Annotated in this window: 13 protein-coding genes; 3 read left to right on the plus strand and 10 right to left on the minus strand. The window is 70.3% G+C overall.

Going from position 1 to position 17,697, the window contains the following annotated elements:
- Positions 1 to 32 precede the first annotated feature (32 nt).
- A complete protein-coding gene (locus tag AB0O07_RS23060; RefSeq protein WP_365636123.1) occupies positions 33 to 1,760 on the plus strand; it encodes an alpha/beta hydrolase in 1,728 nt (575 codons plus the stop codon).
- Entirely contained in the window at positions 1,757 to 2,380 is a 624-nt protein-coding gene (locus AB0O07_RS23065) for a hypothetical protein (RefSeq protein ID WP_365636125.1), read from the plus strand. The genes AB0O07_RS23060 and AB0O07_RS23065 overlap by 4 nt, the downstream gene beginning before the upstream one ends.
- 34 nt (positions 2,381 to 2,414) lie before the next feature.
- Here AB0O07_RS23065 and mycP (AB0O07_RS23070) read toward each other — a convergent pair whose 3' ends face one another.
- The 10 genes from mycP (AB0O07_RS23070) to AB0O07_RS23115 form a co-directional block, all read right to left on the minus strand.
- Positions 2,415 to 3,809 carry a type VII secretion-associated serine protease mycosin gene (gene mycP / locus AB0O07_RS23070; protein ID WP_365636126.1) on the minus strand — a complete coding sequence of 465 codons (1,395 nt, stop codon included), beginning with the start codon at positions 3,807 to 3,809 and terminating at the stop codon, positions 2,415 to 2,417.
- A gap of 384 nt (positions 3,810 to 4,193) precedes the next feature.
- Positions 4,194 to 5,588 (minus strand): type VII secretion-associated serine protease mycosin, encoded by a 1,395-nt coding sequence (mycP, locus tag AB0O07_RS23075; protein WP_365636128.1) that lies wholly within the window; start codon positions 5,586 to 5,588, stop codon positions 4,194 to 4,196.
- Between the two features lie 64 nt (positions 5,589 to 5,652).
- Positions 5,653 to 7,182 carry a hypothetical protein gene (locus tag AB0O07_RS23080; RefSeq protein ID WP_365636130.1) on the minus strand — a complete coding sequence of 510 codons (1,530 nt, stop codon included), beginning with the start codon at positions 7,180 to 7,182 and terminating at the stop codon, positions 5,653 to 5,655.
- 39 nt (positions 7,183 to 7,221) lie between these two features.
- Entirely contained in the window at positions 7,222 to 7,746 is a 525-nt protein-coding gene (locus tag AB0O07_RS23085; RefSeq protein WP_365636132.1) for a hypothetical protein, read from the minus strand.
- 216 nt (positions 7,747 to 7,962) lie between these two features.
- The gene (locus AB0O07_RS23090; RefSeq protein ID WP_365636134.1) at positions 7,963 to 10,272 is read right to left on the minus strand and encodes a molybdopterin cofactor-binding domain-containing protein; all 2,310 of its coding nucleotides are present in this window, start codon (positions 10,270 to 10,272) and stop codon (positions 7,963 to 7,965) included.
- Positions 10,269 to 11,867 (minus strand): (2Fe-2S)-binding protein, encoded by a 1,599-nt coding sequence (locus AB0O07_RS23095; protein WP_365636135.1) that lies wholly within the window; start codon positions 11,865 to 11,867, stop codon positions 10,269 to 10,271. Before AB0O07_RS23095 ends, AB0O07_RS23090 begins: the two co-directional genes overlap by 4 nt.
- The gene (locus tag AB0O07_RS23100) at positions 11,864 to 12,760 is read right to left on the minus strand and encodes an FAD binding domain-containing protein (protein WP_365636137.1); all 897 of its coding nucleotides are present in this window, start codon (positions 12,758 to 12,760) and stop codon (positions 11,864 to 11,866) included. The genes AB0O07_RS23095 and AB0O07_RS23100 overlap by 4 nt, the downstream gene beginning before the upstream one ends.
- A gap of 272 nt (positions 12,761 to 13,032) precedes the next feature.
- Positions 13,033 to 14,712, minus strand: a complete 1,680-nt coding sequence (locus AB0O07_RS23105; RefSeq protein ID WP_365636138.1) for a beta-N-acetylhexosaminidase — start codon at positions 14,710 to 14,712, stop codon at positions 13,033 to 13,035.
- 204 nt (positions 14,713 to 14,916) lie between these two features.
- Positions 14,917 to 15,216, minus strand: a complete 300-nt coding sequence (locus tag AB0O07_RS23110) for a DUF3039 domain-containing protein (protein WP_329826823.1) — start codon at positions 15,214 to 15,216, stop codon at positions 14,917 to 14,919.
- 167 nt (positions 15,217 to 15,383) lie between these two features.
- The gene (locus tag AB0O07_RS23115; protein ID WP_365636139.1) at positions 15,384 to 15,944 is read right to left on the minus strand and encodes a YqgE/AlgH family protein; all 561 of its coding nucleotides are present in this window, start codon (positions 15,942 to 15,944) and stop codon (positions 15,384 to 15,386) included.
- Between the two features lie 367 nt (positions 15,945 to 16,311).
- Here AB0O07_RS23115 and murA point away from each other — a divergent pair, with 367 nt between their 5' ends.
- Positions 16,312 to 17,655 carry a UDP-N-acetylglucosamine 1-carboxyvinyltransferase gene (murA, locus tag AB0O07_RS23120; RefSeq protein WP_365636140.1) on the plus strand — a complete coding sequence of 448 codons (1,344 nt, stop codon included), beginning with the start codon at positions 16,312 to 16,314 and terminating at the stop codon, positions 17,653 to 17,655.
- The last annotated feature ends 42 nt before the right edge of the window (positions 17,656 to 17,697 follow it).

Consider the following 17,697-nt stretch of genomic DNA (forward strand, 5'->3'; position numbering starts at 1 on the left):
CCGATGCCGCCCGTACGAAAATCAGCAACGAGATGCTGAACAGGCTCGCGGAAACCGAGAAGGGCGAAGCGGCAAGCGCGGCCCTGAGCCGACTGAGGCGGCTGGACCGGAACTTCGAGTACCTCTACACAGAGTGCGGCCTGGTCCGTACGACGCTGAACAGCCTGGCATTCGAACTGAGCGACGCCCAGAAGCGCCTGACCGCAGCTCTGGACGACGCGTCGGCCTCCGGCTTCACCGTCCACCCGGACGGCGCGGTGAGCTACCCGTCCGAGGGCAAGGCCATCAACGGCAAGCCGTACCCCGCCGGCAAGGCGACCTCCTCCACGGTAGGCACCCCGTACGGCCCCACCCTGGGCCTCACCTCGGGCCCGCCGCCCCTGGCCATCCAGAGCCCGAACCACACCAGGGCACAGGACATCGCGGACCGCATCCGGAGCGCCCTGGACGACGCCAAGGAGGCCGACCGCCGTGGCACCGCGGCCCTGGCCAAACTCAAGGCGGCGCCGGGCCTGACGGTGGACACGAAGACCTGGACGGACGCGGCCGGCGACGCCGACGCGGTCCGCGCCATGGCCCACACCTACCTGAAGGACAACATCCCGCTGGACAGCCCCCCAGCGGAACGCACCACCTGGTGGACCCACCTCACCCAGGCGGAACGCGAACAGTACCTGGCGACCTACCCGGACATCATCGGCAACCTGGACGGCATCCCGGCCGAGGTACGCGACACGGCCAACCGCGACAACCTCCAGCTGTTGATCGGCGAACTGGCGGGCCGGGACGGCGAGAAGGCCCGGGCTCAGTTGGAGGGGCTGCGGTCGATCGATCAGCAACTCCGTGAAAAGCCGAGGGACGGAGCACCCCCGATGTACCTGCTGGGCATCGGCGACCAGGGCAACGGCCGCGCGATCGTGTCCTTCGGCAACCCTGACGCCGCACGGAACGTCGCGGCGTACGTTCCGGGGCTGGGCACCAAGCTGGACGGGGACTTCGCGGAGACGGACATCCAACGAGCACGCGACACGGCCAAGGGCGCGCGCGGGTACGACAAGTCGAGCGCGGCGATCGTCTGGCTCGGCTACGACGCACCGCAACTTCCGGCCGAAAGCCTGATCAACAATACGGACGTGATGTTCGAAGGCAGAGCCAAGGCCGGGGCATCCAGCTACAACCAGTTCATGGCGGGCATCTCGTCGACGAACCAGCACGCCGATCCTCATGTCACCGCCATCGGCCACTCCTACGGTTCCTTCACGGTGGGGCAGGCGGCACAGCAGAAGGGCGGCATCCCGGGTGCCGATGACATCATCCTCCTGGGGAGCCCCGGCACTGGCGCAAACTCCGCCGAAGACCTCGGAGTGGGCAAGAACCACGTGTACGTAGGAGCTGCGGAGAACGACCCGGTCACCAGGATGCCGAGCAAGCGCGGAGTACTCGGCGGCTACTCGGAACTGCTGCTGAACGTCGCCGGAGGCCCCGCCAGCGGACTCGCTGGTCCGACAGGAGATGCCGTCGCAGGCCACAGACTGTCCGAGGACCAGAGCCATAACTGGTTCGGCACAGACCCAGCACACAAGGACTTCGGCGCAACGCGCTTCAAGGTGGCGGACGGTCCGGTCCCGGTCGTCGGTGGGCAAGGGCCGACACCAGCCCATTCGAACTACTTCAACCCCGAAAAAGACAGGGAGTCAGCAGACAACATTGCGAGGATTGTCGCGGGCTCGAACGGTCTCACGTTTCAGGAGCATCGATGACGAAGGCAGTGCGCCACACTCTGGCCACAGCCCTGGTGGTGTTGACGGCCGGATGTGGCGTCTCCGGTGCGCCCTGGACTCAGAAAGAAGACGATCACATGGCGAGCAAGATCAGCCTGCAAGAAGCAGCAGAGAAAGCCGACGCGATCATGCTGGGCACTTTCTCGTCTGTACGCCCACCCCTGAACTGGGTGCATGACGCGGACACTGACAGCAGGTGTCCCGACTACACCATCGATGGCAAGAAGACCGGATCGGCGACCCGGCGTGCGGTAGTGATGACCATGGTCTCCGATGAGCGACGAGGCAGCCTGCTCGGCGTGCTGGAGAGAACATGGAAGCAGAAGGGATACGAGATCACCGGTACAAACCCTTCCAAGGAGCATCCCGCCATTTTCGCCCGGACGCCGGAGGACTTCCGTATGGGTGTCACCGTAGGCGACAAGGGCCAGTTCTTCTTCACCGTCACGACGGCCTGTTACATCGAGTCCGACGTCGCTCCGCCCAAGACCAAGGCGAACGGAACCCCTTTCGAGGGCGAGGACGTCCCCTACCCCTCCGTGCACTCCGACTTCTGGTCCGCGACCACACCGCCCCCGAGCGGGTCGCCCACCCCCTGAAAAGGCCGACGACCCCGCCCGCGCCCAGCCGACCTCAATGACCCGGTCCCGGAGGGGCGTTACGAGGGTCAACGGGCGCCGCCCCCGGCACCGCCCCCTGGCCGCCGGGCGGCATCGGCTGCTGATACTGGTACGGGTACGGCGCATAGGCCGGAGCGGGCGGCGCCGAGGGCACCGCATCCGCCGAGGCCCGGCGGCGCGACCGCACCACCGGCACCGCCACCGCACCTCCCAGCAGCGCGGCCGCACCAATACCCAGGCCGATCCACAGACCGGTGTCACCGCCACCGTCCGCCCCGGCCGCAGCCGCAGGCCGCTTGTCCTCGGCCTCGCTGTCGCCCGAGCTGCTCGCCGGCGTCGGGGCCGCCTCGGGCGAAGGCCCCTCCGAGGGCTCCGCCTCCACCAGGTCGTCCAACGGGTACTCGTCCGCCGGGCCAGGGTCACCGGGTGTCGTGAGGGCTATCCGGGGGCGGACCACGCCGTAGCCTCCGAAGTCCGTGCGCTCCTCACCGTTCTTCGGCTTGCCCGCAGTGTTCAGCATGACGCGAAGGACCTGATTGTTCGTCCAACTCGGGTACTTGGCCCATATCAGCGCGGCCGAGGCAGACACGAGGGCGGAAGCGTCACTGGTTCCATGGCTGAGACAGATCTCCGTTCCGCCAGGGCAAGCCGAGAGCATTTCCGCACCAGGGGCCGAAAGGTCCACCTGGGGCCCACGCTCAGACTCGTCGGTGACCTTAATATCCTTATCAACAGCAGCCACACCCACCACACCAGGTGTCGCCGCCGGATACATTACCGGATTCCCCTCTTTTCCACTGTTCCCAACGGCCGCGATCACCAGCGATCCGTTATCGAGAGCGTACTTTACGGCGTCATTTATACTGCCGTCCGTTATCCTTGACCCCTGCGAAATATTGATCACCTTTGCACCCTCGTCCACCGAATACCTAATGGCTTGGCTAAGTGCATCGGTCCATTTTTCCGCATTTGCCGCGAGTTTCGTGCCCTCATTTATCCTGGGAAGCCTTATCGGGAGAATTTTTACACCAGGGGCGAGACCAAATGCCCCCTTCCCTCCGGACCGCTTCCCAGTCCCCGCGATCAGCGAGGCCATCGACGTGCCGTGTCCGACCTTGTCGGTGTTCTCATCACCTGGCTGCTCCGTCGAAAGATCAAGCCCCGACAGAACCTGGCCCGCAAGATCCGGCATGCTCTTATCGACGCCCGTGTCCAGCACCGCCACTGTGACGCCTTTACCGGTGCTCGTACGCCACATCTCATCGGCCTTCATGGCATCCAGATGCCATTGATCCTCGCGAACAGTCTTCGCATAGGCCAGAGTCGCGGCGATGCCCACCAACAACATTCCCAGCGCGGTAGACACCACCCGCGCATACCTGACTACTGAACCACTGCTGCTGCGCATCTGATTCCTCTTACCAAGAGCCATGGGGGGGATGAGGGCTGGGAGTTGCTGTCCATGTGGGGGGGCAGTCAATCACCGGCGGCACAATGCGCCGACGGCCCTGCTGCCAGGTCTCCTCGTCCTCGACCAGATAATCCGGGCGCTCGGCATCCTCACGGTCCCGGCGAGGGGCGGTGCTACGGGTTCCCGGCACTGTTCCCCCCGTACGTCCGGACTGCCCGTTACGGACCAGAACTGAACCGCCTGGAGTAAATGGTCCCCTCCCCTGTAAAGTGCCCCGTTGCCGTCGCATCCGCCGCCTACCTCACCGCCGTGAGACATGCCCCCGCGCTGGTTCATACACGTTTACTCTGAAGAGTCCAGCAGCCTTGACTCCAGTCGGCCTCAAGCCCTCGGCCCCGGAGCGGCGTTGCGGGGGTCAACGGGCGCCGCCCCCGGCATCGGCCCCTGGCCGGGGTGCACCGACTGCTGCTGGTACTGGTACTGCTGCGGCGCGTAGGACGGAGCCGGCGGAGCCGAGGGCACCGCATCCGCCGAGGCCCGGCGGCGTGACCGGACTACCGGTATCGCCACAGCACCCCCGAGCAGCACAGCCGCACCAATACCCAGACCAACCCACAGACCGGCGTCTCCGCCATCGTCCGACGCGGCGGCCACCGGCTGCTTGTCCTTGGCCTCGCTGTCGCCCGCAGTACTCGCCGGCGTCGGAGCCGCCTCAGGCGAAGGCCCTTCCGAAGGCTCCGCCTCCACCAGGTCGTCCAACGGGTACTCGTCCGCCGGGCCAGGGTCACCGGGTGCCGTGAGGGCTATCCGGGGGCGGACCACGCCGTGACCAAGATAGGTGTTGCTGTCATCACCGTTCTTCGCCTTACCCGCAGTGTTCAGCATGACGCGAAGAACCTGATTGTTCGTCCAGTCCGGATACTTGGACCAGATCAGCGCAGCCGAAGCAGAAGCAAGGGCACTCGCGTCACTGGTCCCGTCGCTGCTACATATCCCAGATCCAATCTTGCAGGGTGTCATGATCTCCGCACCGGGAGCCGCAAGGTCTACCTGCGGACCATGCTGCGACTCCTTGGTCGCCTTGATGCTCTTGTCAACCGCTGCTACACCCACCACACCGGGCGTAGCAGCCGGGTAGTAGACGAGGTTCCCGTCGTCACCGCTGTTTCCCACGGCAGAAAAGACAAGGGAACCCTCATCAAGGGCATACTTAACAGCATCAGTTACGTTATCTCCGGTCACCCTCGTACCCAGCGATATGTTGATGACCTTCGCACCCGAATCCACAGCGTGCCGAATTGCTTCACTGAGGGCTCCGGTGTACATGTCGACATCGAACGACAGCCCTGACGGCCCCTCATCGGCTTCAGGCATCCTGATGGGAAGAATCTTCGCACCGGGAGCCAGGCCAAAGATGCCTTTTCCTCCCGAGCGCTTTCCGGTTCCCGCGATGAGGACGGCCATAGATGTCCCATGTCCATCGGGATCCGTATTCTCGTCACCTGGCTTCTCCGTCGAGAGATCACGCCCCGGCACGACCTGCCCGACGAGATCGGGGAAGTTCTTGTCAACGCCTGTGTCGATCACTGCAACCGTGACACCCTTGCCTGTGCTCGTGCGCCACATTTCATCGGCCTTCATGGCATCCAGATGCCACTGATCCTCGCGGACAGTCTTCGCATAAGCCGGAATCGCGGCAATGCCCACCAACAGCATTCCCAGAGCGGCAGACACCACCCGTGCATACCTGACCGCTGAACCACTGCTGCTGCGCATCTGATTCCTCTTACCAAGATCCGTGGGGGGATGGGGATTGGGAGTCGCTGTGGTGGGGAGAAGGTCAGTCGATCACCGGCGGCACAATGCGCCGACGGCCCTGCTGCCAGGTCTCTTCGTCCTCGACCAGGTAATCCGGGCGCTCGGCATCCTCACGATCCCTGCGAGGGGCGGCATTGCGGGCGCCGGGCACTGTCCCGCCCATACGCCCTGACTGCCCATTACGAACCAGACCCGAGCCACCCGGGGTGAAGGGTCGTCCCTGCGAAGTACCTTGCCTTCCGCCGACAACACCACCGGTCTCCGACGCGAGCCGCCGACCGGACATCATGCCGCCCCGGCCGCTTCCCGCACCTGTTCCTCCCCCGTGAGGCATGGCTCCGGGGACTCGGCCTTGAGCCTGCCCACGCGCCTGACTCGACTCGCCACCGATGACGGTGCCTCGGGGGATCCCGCCGGTCGGGCGGCCCGGGTTCTGAGGTACGGGCCTGCCTCCAGTGATGCCGTTCTGCTGAGGGAGCCGTGCCCCTGCAGTCGAACCGCCGGAACTCTGGCCGGGGAGCAACGGGCCACGGAGCCCGGGACCAGTGCGCCCGCCGATCCCGCCGGGCCCTTGAGGCACAGGCTTGCCGCCGAACGCTGGCGGCACCACACCGACCGGCAGGGAGGTCAGCCCTTCCGACTTGCCACCGGGCGGCATCACGCTCGGCGTCACAGAAGGTCCGTTGGGAGTCTGCGGCAACGTGGTCACGCTGTCGATGCCCATGTCGACCGGACGTTCCGGCACGGAAACGGACGGCAAGGTCGGCCGTGCTACTTCTGTCGGCACCGACGTGCCACCAGGCGAGGACGGCAAAGAATGTGCATCCACCGCTGCAGACTGCGCTCCGGAGGTATAAGCAGTCGCAGACGCAAGAGTGCCTCCGCCACCCGCTCCGGAGGAGTCGACGGTAGAACGTTGTGTCCCCTCAAGTGTGTGAGGGCGTTCCGGCATGAACTGCGCCGGTGGCGCCGGGAATGTAGGCGGGGCCTGGGACGAGATCTGCTCGGCCGAGTAGACGTACGTCTGGGCCAGTTTCCTCAGTTGCTGGGCTGCTTCCTGGCGGCGGGACTCCATGCCGTCCTGGGCGCCCCGCAGTTCTTCGCGGTGCTTGGAGATGTCCCCCGCACCGGCGTCGTGCCGGGCCGCCTGGATGACGATCTGGGCGTCCTTGGCCTGCTTTTCGAGCGCCGCGGACCTGGGCGGGAGCGCCGACTTGGCCTGGGTGATGGCGGTGGCGACCTCCGCCAGCCAGGAGGAGGCGTTCTTGCTGTACGCGCCGAGGTCCAGGGTGGCTATGGCCGCCTGGTGGCCCCAGTCGTGGAAGGCGTCGCCCGCCTTGCCCTGCCATTCGAGGCGGGCCACGACGGACTTGAGGCCCATGCCGATGCGGTTGATCGTGGTCGACGCCCCGGACAGCTTCCGTGCCAGCTCCGCGGCCGACTCGCTGCTCGCGCCTTCGAGCATGTCGATCAGTTCCTGATGCGACTTCGACTCGAAGTCGGTCTCCTGAAGCGCCGGCGCCCTGCGGCGCCCCTTCTCACCGTCAGCCATGTCCCACCCCCGCGTCCAACGTTCCCGCTACCCCACTCATCAGATCTGACCAGTCTTGGCTCCGGGCCCCGGCTGGTCGCCTGTGCCGTTCCCGTTGCCCGAAGGCCGGCCCTGTGCCCCGCCCTGCTCCCGCACCCCGCTCTGCTGGGCCGCCGGTTCGTCGTATTCCGTGCCGGCTTCCTTCGCCAGGAGCAGCATGCGGGACCGGACGTCCTCGTTCATGTTCTCGTAGCCCTTGCGGGACGCGTCCAGGCCGACCGAGAGGCCCTCGATCTGCATGGCCAGCATCTTCGACAGGTTCTCCAGCTCGTCGTGGACGACCTGGTACGTGCCGTACAGGTACTCGCTCTCCCTCAGCGCGGCGGTGCCCAGATGGCTCTGGACCATGCGGACGCCGCCCACCTTCTTCGGTGCGGCTTCCGACTCCTCCAGCTTGGTGAGGAGTTCGTCGACCTCCTTCTTGAAGGTCTTCAACTCCGTCTCGTCGACATCGACATCCGCGTTCCCCGTCTGGGTGGGCAGCGTCGGATATACCGGCCTTCCCGTCCCGTCGTCCAGCGCCATCGGCGCGCCTCCCCGTTGTCCCCCAGTGCACACACAGCTACGGAGGCCACTCTAACCAGCGCCTCTGACACCGCACACGTCGGGCTTGCATCTGCAACTTAGATCACGCCAGTACCAGTTGCACACCAATAGATGCCGAGGAGGGAGGAAGAAGGAGTTGGGAGTGGGGAGCAGGAAGAGGGAGAAGGGGCAGGGAGAGGAGGAAGAAGGAGCTGTCTACGCCCCCGCCACCGCCGCCACCGCCGCCTGTGGGCGGATCGGGAGGCGGCTGATCGGGCGGCCCGTGGCGGCGCGTACCGCTGAGGCGACCGCTGCCGGGGAGGTGACGACCGGGGCGGCGCTGGCGGGTTTGGCGCCGAAGGGGGCCACCACGTCGCGTTCCTCGACCAGGCGGACGATCCGGATGTCCGGGGCGTCCAGGGAGGTCGGGAGGGCATAGCCGGTGAGGTCGGGGCGGCGGACCACGCCTCGGGTGGTGCGGAGGTTCTCCGTGAGGGCGGTGCCGATGCCCTGGGTGATGCCGGCCTCGATACGGGTGGCGAGCTGGGCCGGGTTGAGGACGCGGCCGACGTCCTGGGCCACCGCCATCTCCACGACGCGGATGGAGCCGAGTTCGATGTCGACGTCGACCACCGCGCGGATCGCGCAGAAGGCCATCCCGACGAACGCGTCGCCCTGGCCCGCCTCGTCCAGCGGTTCGGTGGGGTGGGGGCGGCACTGGGCCGTGGCCCAGAGTTCCTTGCCGTCCATGGCCTCGGTGACGGTCGTCGAGAGCACACCGTCGTACGAGGTGATCTTGCCGTCGGTGATCTGGAGCAGCTCGGTCGACATGCCGAACTTGTGGGCCAGCGGCTGGAGGAGCTGTGTGCGCACCATCTTGGCGGCCCGTTCGACCGCGCCGCCCGAGACCCAGGTGTGCCGGCCGTGGGCCGCCGGGCCCGCGGGGGGCTGGTCGGTGTCGACGGAGGCCACGTGGACTTCTTCGATGCCCAGCGTCTCCTGGACGATCTGGCGGGCCAGGGTGGAGAAGCCCTGGCCGGTTTCGACGGCGGCGCAGAGGACGGTGGCGATGCCGTCGTGGACTTTCACCGTCGCCGTGGAGACCTCGTCGGCGCCCTCCGCGCCGAGCATGTGGACCATGCCGAGCGCGTAGCCGACCCCGCGCCGTACCGCGCCCGGTTCGCCCGCGCCCTCGGGGCCGCCGGGGAGGAGCCAGGCGGCTTCCGGGGTGTCCTTGGGGAGGGCGGGGAGGGGGTAGTCCCGTACGGCGGAGAGGAGTTCGGCGACCGGGGCGGGGCAGGTGACCGTCTGGCCGGTGGGGAGGATGTCGCCGGTGGCCAGGACGTTGCGCAGGCGCAGTTCGGCCGGTTCCATGCCGAGTCTGGCGGCGAGTTTGTCCATCTGGCCCTCGTACGCCGCGCACACCTGCATGGCGCCCTCGCCGCGGACATGGCCGGAGGGCGGGTTGTTGGTACGGACGGCCCAGCCCTCGATGAAGGCGTGCGGGACGACGTACGGGCCGCAGGCGAAGGCGACGGCCGCGGCGAGCGATTCGGACGAGGCGTCGGCGTACGCGCCCGCGTCGAGGAGGATCTGGGCCTCGACCTTGAGCAGCCGGCCCTCGGCGTCCGCGTGGTGGCGGTAGCGGAGCAGGGTGGGGTGGCGGTGGGCGTGGCCGAGGAAGGACTCCTCGCGGGTGGCGGCGAGTTTGACGGGGCAGCCGGTACGGAGCGCGAGCAGGCCGAGCGGGATCTGGAAGCCGGGGTCCTCGCGGTCGCCGGTGGCGCCGGGGACGCCGGTGACGACGACCTTCACCTGTTCGGGGTCGAGGCCGAAGCAGGCGGCGGCCAGGTCGCGGTCGGTGTGCGGGTCGGTGGAGGCGGTGTAGATCTCGACGCCGCCGTCGGGCCGGGGGACGGCGAGGCCCGCCTCGGCGCCGATGGGGGCGGGGTCCTGGCGGCCGATGCGGTAGAGGCCCTCGACGACGACCTCGCCGGTGAGCGCGGGGTCGCCGTAGCGGAGCGGGATATGGCGGATGAGGTTGCCGTCGGGGTGGAGCGGTTCGGCGGCGAAGGCCTTCTCGGGGTCGGTGACCGGGTCGAGGATCTCGTACTCGACGGCGATGGCGGCGGCGGCGAGCCGGGCCGTGTCGGGGTGGTCGGCGGCGACGGCGGCGATGGCCTCGCCGTGGTGGCGTACGACGTCGGCGGCGAAGACGGGGCGGTCGGCGACCTTCCTGCCGTACGCGGAGTCGCCGGGGACGTCGGTGTGGGTGATGACGGCGCGTACGCCGGGCATGTCGGCGGCGGCGGCCGTGTCGACGGAGGCGATACGGGCGTGCGGGTGCGGCGAGCGCAGGATGGCCGCCCAGAGCAGGCCCTCGGCCCACAGGTCGGCGGCGTAGGGGAAGGTCCCCTCGGTCTTCGCGCGTGCGTCGGCCGGGGCCAGTGAGGCGCCCAGGCCGTGCGCGGGCGGCTCCTGGTGGGGACCGTCGAGCGTGGTCCCGGTGGCCGCGTCGTTGCTCACGCCATGCCTCCGTCGGGCGAGTGCGGGTTCGGGTGCGGGTTCTGGTGCGGGTGCGGGTGCGGGTTCTGGTGTGCGTTCCCGTTCGGGTTCGCGTTCAGGTTCCCGTTCGCGTTCGGGTTGGCGCTCTGGTGTCCGTTCGCGTTCGGGTTCCCGGCCCCGTTCGCGTTCCGGTGCTGGTCTCCAGCGGCGCCGGCGCGGGCCTCCTCGGAGGCCGCGGCCGCCGCTTCCGCGCTCGCCCTGCGCTCGGCGACGACCTCGCCGACCGCGTCGAGGACGCCCCGGTAGCCGGAGCAGCGGCAGAGGTTGCCGCAGAGGGCCTGGCGGGTCTCCAGCTCGCTGGGGGCGTGGTTGCCCTCCAGGAGGTCGTGGACGGTCATGGCCATGCCGGGGATGCAGAAGCCGCACTGGACGGCTCCGCAGGCGGCCAAGGCCCGCTGGACGTCGGAGGGTTCGCCGTCGACGGCCAGGCCCTCGACGGTGCGTACCTCGGAGCCGGCCGCGGTGGCGGCGGGGACCAGGCAGGAGGCGACGAGCCGGCCGTCGACCTGGACGTTGCAGGCGCCGCACTCGCCCTGGGAGCAGCCGTCCTTGGCGCCCGCGAGGCCGAGCCGTTCGCGGAGCACGTAGAGGAGCGACTCGCCGATCCAGGCGTCGGTGACGGGGCGGTCGGCGCCGTTGACGCGCAGGACGTAGGAGCCCGCGGGGTGTTCGGCGCTGTCGTTGCTGTGGGTCAGCGGAGCGAAGTCGGCGTCCGGGGAGTCCGGCGAGTCCAGGGCGGCCAGGGGGTCCGGCGAGGGTGCCTGCTCCGGTACGGGGGCCACCGGGGCCTCCGCCTCCGGTGCGGGCTCCGGGCCGCCCGGGGGTACGGGGGCCTCCTCGGCCGGTTCGGCGGGCGCCCAGGGGGTGCCGACGCCCGGCAGGGTCGCGGAGGCGGCGTCCGCGGACCACTGGGCGGCGAGGACGGAGGTGGAGAACTCGCCGGACTCGTCGGGGAGATCGGCGCCCGCCACCGGGATCGACCACTGGCCGGTGGCGCCGGTGGCCCCGGAAGGCGCGGCTCCGGATCCGTTCCCGGGGTCGCCGGGGGCGGTGGCCCCGGCGGGCGGGAAACCGGTGCCCGGGACCTGGACGCCGTCCTGGGCGCCGTCCTGGACGCCCTCTTGGGCGCCGTCCTGGACGACGGCACTGAAATTCCAGTGACTCGTGCCTTGTGGCTCGTAGCCGCCGGGGCCGTATCCGCCGTGGCCGCCGCCGTGCACGTAACCGCCGCCGTAGGCGTCCTGCCCATAGGCCCCGTCCGGGGCCCCTGCGACCGGCTGGGCGGCCCAGCCGCCCGGGGTGGAGTGATCGGCCCCGGCCGGGCCGGCGGGGGCCTGTGGGTCGATGCTGGGCGGCACGTAGCCGTGGCCGGGCGCGGCCAGCGGCGCGTCCAGGGCGTCCTCGGGCGGCAGTTGGACGAAGGCGGTCGCCTCGGCGTCGTACTCGCCGCCGTGCGGGACCGGCTGCCAGCCGCCCCGCCGCTCGGCGTCCTGGCCCGGAACGGCCCCCTGGCCGGGGCTCCCCTGGCCGGGTCCCGAAGGGTCGTTGGTGGTCACGACAGCGCCCTCCCCAGTGCTCGTCGGGCCAGCGCGGCGACGGTGCGCCGCAGGTGCAGTACGGCGGCGGACGGCGCGGGCGCCTCTCCCCCGTCGGCGGGCGGCGGCGGGTCCGGGATGCACGCGGCGGCCACGTACTCGCCGAAGGCCGCCAGCGCCTCCTGGGCGAGCCCCCGCGCGCCGTCCCAGTCGATCAGCGAGGCGATCCAGCGCTCCGCGTCGAGCGGGCGCAGCGGCATCGGGGCGATCGCGCCGACGGCGCAGCGCACGCCGCGCCGGGCCGGGTCGAGGACGACGGCGACGGAGGCGGTGGCCCGGCCGGGTCCGGTCCGTCCGGTCGCCTTGAGGAAGACCTGGGGGGCGTGGAGCAGCGGCACCCGTACGAAGCCGATCAGCTCGGCCGGGGCGAGCATCTCGCGGCCCGCGAGGAGGTGCGAGACGGGGATCTCGCGGCGCGCTCCCTCGGGGCCCGCGACGACCAGGTCGGCTTCGAGGGCGGCGAGGACGGGCAGGGCGTCGCCGGTCGGGGCGGCGGTGGCGATGTTGCCGCCGAGGGTGCCGGCGTTACGGATCTGGGGCGGCCCCGCGGCGCGCGCGGAGGCGGCGAGCGCGGGGATCAGCGCGGCGAAGTCGGGCCTGCCCATGCGCGCGTGGGTGAGGCCGGCGCCGAGCAGCGCGTGGCCGTCCTGGTAGTGCCAGCCGCGCAGCTCGCTGATCCGGCCGAGGCCGACCAGTCCCGCGGGCCGCAACTGGCCCTTGTTGACGGCCGCCATCAGGTCGGTGCCGCCCGCGACGGGTACGGCGGCAGGCATCTCCGTGAGCGCCGCCACGGCCTCGTCGAGCGAGGCCGGCAGCGTCACGAACTGCGCTGTCTGCGGTGCGTGCGTGGTCAACCCCACTGCCCCTTTCCGGTGTCCCGGTGTCCCGCCTGTGTTGCCGTACCGTACGTGCTCACAGCCCGGACGTGGCAACTCTGGCACATCTTCCGGGCCGGGCGACGCGAGGGTCCACGAAGGACGCATCCGTCCCCGACCAGGAGGAAGGTCCCCTTTCGTCCCTCTTCTGTGCGACGCACGGAATGCCACTCTTCGGCGGTCGTTGTATGACTTATCCGCCTGAGGTGACGCGGAGTCCGGTGTGCTTCTCCTGGTGACTCCCCGGTGGCTCAGACGCGGGGCGGCGGCCCGTCGAGCGGCCGTCCCCGCACCCCGGGGCGGCGCTGCCAGGGCAGGGGGCCGCCGGGCGGCCGGTAGCCGACGCCGAGGGCGTCGAGCCGGCGGTAGTGCTCGGCCATGCGCTGTTCGAAGTCGGCGAAATCACGTTCCTCCGGGGCGGGCAGCGCGGACCAGGCGACCTCGGCGAAGGCGGCCAGCCGGGGGAAGACCTGGTATTCGGCGCGGCCCCGGTCCTGCATCACCTCGGTCCAGACGTTGGCCTGGGTGCCGAGCACATGGGCGGCTTCTTCGGCGGTGAGGTGCGGCGGTACGGGTTCGAAGCGGTAGACGTCCTCCAGGGTGCGGACGTATCCGATGGGCATCGGCTCGTCCTCGCCGGGCGCCTGACGGTGGTCCAGGTAGACATGCTGTTCCGGGCACATGACGACGTCGTGTCCGGCGCGTGCTGCGGCGACCCCGCCCGCGTACCCCCGCCAGGAGGAGACGGCGGCGCCGGGCGCGAGGCCGCCCTCCAGGATCTCGTCCCAGCCGATGAGGCGCCGCCCGCGCGCGGAGAGCCAGCGGTCGAAGTGGCGGATGAACCAGGACTGCAACTCCTCCTCGCCCGCCAGGCCCAGCTCGCGGATCCGGGCCTGGGCGGCCGGGGAGCGCTTCCACTGGTCCTTGGGGCACTCGTCGCCGCCGACGTGGATGAACGGTGAGGTGTCCGGCGGGAAAAGTTCCAGCACCTCCGTGAAGACGTCTTCGTAGAACCGGAGGGTGGTGTCGGTGGGGGCGAGTACGTTGTCGTTGACGCCCCAGGTGTCCCAGACGGTGAGGGAGGCCGTGTCGACGACATCGGTGTTGCCGAGTTCGGGGTACGCGGCGATGGCGGCCTGCGAGTGGCCCGGGATCTCGATCTCGGGCACGACGGTGATATGCCGGGCGGCGGCGTACGCGACGATCTCGCGGATGTCGTCCTGGGTGTAGTAGCCGCCGTGGGGTGTCTCGTCCCACTGGCCGGACGCGCGGTGTCCCCATGTGGTACGGGGGCGCCAGGCACCCACCTCGGTCAGTCCCGGGCGGCTCTTGATCTCGATGCGCCAGCCCTGGTCATCGGTGAGATGGAAGTGAAAGACGTTCAGCTTGTGCGCGGCGAGCAGATCCAGCCACCGCAGAACGCCGTCCTTGGGGGTGAAGTGGCGTGAGACGTCGAGCATCAGCCCGCGCCAGCCGAAGCGGGGCGCGTCCTCGATGACGGTCGCCGGCAGCGACCAGCGCTGGCCGGGGTCGAGCGGCGCGGCCCGGTGGGCGTCGGGGCCGAGGAGCTGACGGAGCGTCTGCGCGGCCCAGAACACCCCGGCGGGTCCGCCGCCGTCGAGCCGTACGCCGTCGGCGGCGACGGTGAGCCGGTATCCCTCGGGGCCCAGCGCGCGCCCGAGCTCCGCGTCGACGGCGAGGGCGATCAGATTGTCCCCGGGGCCGGCCGGGCCCGCCGACGGCCCCGTACCGGCGTCCGGGAACGGCAGTCCGGTGGCGGCGCCGACGGCGGTACGGAGCCACCGCGCCGTGGCCTCCGTGCCGGGCCCCGCCTCGATCGCGGTCTCCGCGTCGAGCGGGAAGCCGTCGGGGAGGCCGTCCCGGGTGTGCGGCGCGGGCCAGGAGCGCCGGGGGTCGGGGATCAGGTCCATGGGGTGGTCGCTCCTGCGGTCCGGGGGCGGGACCGCTTGCCTACCCGGGACCGCGCCCCCGGAACCCCGACCGTGAGGCGGCACCGTACGACCGCACCCGCCCCGGGCACGCGTACGGCCCCCGGGGCACGCGGTGCGCGCGTGCCCCGGGGGCCGTACGGGCGGAACAGGCAGGCAGGCCGTTGCTTCCTGCCTACTTCCTGCCTACTTCTTGCCGCTGTCCTTGCCGCTCTTGCCCTTGTCCTTGTCCCCGCCGGGGCCCATGGACTCGTAGATCTCCTTGCACATCGGACAGACCGGGTACTTCTTGGGGTCGCGCCCCGGTACCCAGACCTTTCCGCACAGCGCGACCACCGGAGTGCCGTCGAGGGCACTCGCCATGATCTTGTCCTTCTGGACGTAGTGGGCGAAGCGCTCGTGGTCGCCGTCGCCGTGCGACACCTGGGGTGTCGGCTCCACGAGGGTGCTCGTACCTGCCCCGCGATCGGGCTCAAGAGTGCTCATGAGTACCTAGGGTACCCACGCCGGAGACATCACGGAGTAGCCGGGTCCGTGCACTCCGCAGCCGGAACCGTCCCCCGCGCGCCGACGCCCCCCGAGTGGCGAGTTCCGGCCAACCCGCCCACCGGGCGCGTCCCGCGCCGGCCGGCCCCGCACCGGCCCACCGCCCCTCAGTTGAGCGACGGGTCGTCCGGGTACGTCGCCACCATCGCCAGCGAGCTGCGCTGCCGGCGCAGCACCGCCCGCCACAGCGACTCGGGCCGGGGCGAGGAGACGTCCCCCGGCTCGGACTCCACCACGTACCAGGCGCCTTCGCGCAGTTCGCTCTCCAGTTGGCCGGGGCCCCACCCCGCGTACCCGGCGAAGATCCGCAGCGAGCCGAGCGCGCGGGCCAGCAGTTCGGGCGGGGTCTCCAGATCGACGAGGCCGATCGCCCCGTACACCCGGCGCCACCCCAACGGCCCCTCGTCGCCCGGGATCACGGCGACCCCGAGCGCCGAGTCGAGCGAGACGGGGCCGCCCTGGAAGACCACGCCGGGATCGCCGGCCAGTCCGCCCCAGGGCTCCAGGATCTCCCCGACGTCCACGGGGGTGGGCCGGTTGAGGACGACGCCGAGCGAGCCCTTGTCGTCGTGGTCGAGCAGCAGGACGACCGCGCGGTCGAAGTTCGGGTCCGCCAGGGCGGGTGTCGCGACGAGCAGCCGCCCTGTGAGCGAGGACACCTCGGTCATGGCAGACATGATCCCGCATCTTCGCCGTCCGTGTGGGGGACCCGGCAGAGTGAGCGTGCGCACGGCCGAGGGCGCACAGCGGCAACGGGAGCGCACGGGGCGGCGGGAGACGTACGGACCGGCGTCGCGGCGGTACCCGGGGGGTGCGGGTCGGGCCCGGGGGCCGCGGGGACGGCCGGGGCGGCCGGGGCGCCCGGGGCGTCCCCGCCGGTGACCCTGTGCGAGGGGCGTTCCACCGTACGTATCAAGCGCGCTCCCTTACGTGTCCATTACGTATCCGACGCCGCCCGGCCCTTACGGCGCAGGGGGTGGGGACCCTTACCCTTTTCCTTGGCCACCCGCCCGCCCACTCCGGAACGCGAGATTCATGACCGGCACCGACGATGTAATGCTTGTCCACGGCGGCACCCCGCTGGAGGGCGAGATCCGGGTCCGAGGCGCGAAGAACCTGGTGCCCAAGGCCATGGTCGCGGCGCTCCTGGGGAGCGGCCCGAGCCGGCTGCGCAATGTGCCCGACATCCGCGATGTGCGGGTGGTACGGGGGCTGCTCCAGCTCCACGGGGTGACGGTGCGTCCGGGCGAGGAGCCGGGCGAGCTGGTCCTCGACCCGACGCATGTCGAGAGTGCCAACGTCGCGGACATCGACGCGCACGCGGGTTCGTCCCGTATCCCGATCCTCTTCTGCGGCCCGCTGCTGCACCGGCTCGGCCACGCGTTCATCCCGGGGCTCGGCGGCTGCGACATCGGCGGCCGGCCGATCGACTTCCACTTCGACGTGCTGCGCCAGTTCGGCGCGACGATCGAGAAGCGCGCCGACGGCCAGTACCTGGAGGCCCCGCAGCGGCTGCGCGGGACGAAGATCCGGCTGCCGTACCCGTCGGTCGGCTCGACCGAGCAGGTGCTGCTGACGGCGGTGCTCGCCGAGGGCGTCACCGAGCTGTCGAACGCCGCGGTGGAGCCGGAGATCGAGGACCTGATCTGCGTGCTCCAGAAGATGGGCGCGATCATCTCGATGGACACCGACCGGACCATCCGGATCACCGGCGTCGACCGGCTCGACGGCTATACCCACCGGGCGCTGCCGGACCGTCTGGAGGCGGCGTCCTGGGCGTCGGCCGCGCTGGCCACCGAGGGGAACATCTACGTACGCGGCGCGCAGCAGCGGTCGATGATGACGTTCCTCAACACCTACCGCAAGGTGGGCGGCGCGTTCGAGATCGACGACAAGGGGATCCGGTTCTGGCATCCGGGCGGCTCGCTCAACGCGATCGCGCTGGAGACGGATGTGCACCCCGGGTTCCAGACGGACTGGCAGCAGCCGCTGGTGGTGGCGCTGACGCAGGCGTCGGGGCTCTCCATCGTGCACGAGACGGTGTACGAGTCGCGGCTCGGCTTCACCTCGGCGCTCAACCAGATGGGCGCGCACATCCAGCTCTACCGGGAGTGCCTGGGCGGCTCCGACTGCCGTTTCGGGCAGCGGAACTTCCTCCACTCGGCGGTCGTCTCGGGGCCCACCCGGCTCCAGGGCGCCGATCTGGTCATCCCCGACCTGCGGGGCGGGTTCTCGTATCTGATCGCGGCGCTGGCGGCGCAGGGCACGTCGCGGGTGCACGGGATCGACCTGATCAACCGGGGGTACGAGAACTTCATGGAGAAGCTGGTCGAGCTGGGCGCGAAGGTGGAGCTGCCGGGCGGCGGCGCGCTGGTCTGACCCCGGCCCGCCTGCCCGCCCCTGTGCGGCACGCCGGTGGCC

It is taken from the genome of Streptomyces sp. NPDC093085, assembly GCF_040683935.1.
Lineage (GTDB): Bacteria > Actinomycetota > Actinomycetes > Streptomycetales > Streptomycetaceae > Streptomyces.

Coding starts and splice junctions, on each gene's coding strand:
- murA (WP_365636140.1), top strand. CDS start 16,312: ATGACCGGCACCGACGATGTAATGCTTGTCCACGGCGGCACCCCGCTG.
- AB0O07_RS23115 (WP_365636139.1), bottom strand. CDS start 15,944: ATGACCGAGGTGTCCTCGCTCACAGGGCGGCTGCTCGTCGCGACACCC.
- AB0O07_RS23065 (WP_365636125.1), top strand. CDS start 1,757: ATGACGAAGGCAGTGCGCCACACTCTGGCCACAGCCCTGGTGGTGTTG.
- AB0O07_RS23110 (WP_329826823.1), bottom strand. CDS start 15,216: ATGAGCACTCTTGAGCCCGATCGCGGGGCAGGTACGAGCACCCTCGTG.
- mycP (WP_365636128.1), bottom strand. CDS start 5,588: ATGCGCAGCAGCAGTGGTTCAGCGGTCAGGTATGCACGGGTGGTGTCT.
- AB0O07_RS23085 (WP_365636132.1), bottom strand. CDS start 7,746: ATGGCGCTGGACGACGGGACGGGAAGGCCGGTATATCCGACGCTGCCC.
- AB0O07_RS23060 (WP_365636123.1), top strand. CDS start 33: ATGCTGAACAGGCTCGCGGAAACCGAGAAGGGCGAAGCGGCAAGCGCG.
- mycP (WP_365636126.1), bottom strand. CDS start 3,809: ATGCGCAGCAGCAGTGGTTCAGTAGTCAGGTATGCGCGGGTGGTGTCT.
- AB0O07_RS23080 (WP_365636130.1), bottom strand. CDS start 7,182: ATGGCTGACGGTGAGAAGGGGCGCCGCAGGGCGCCGGCGCTTCAGGAG.
- AB0O07_RS23105 (WP_365636138.1), bottom strand. CDS start 14,712: ATGGACCTGATCCCCGACCCCCGGCGCTCCTGGCCCGCGCCGCACACC.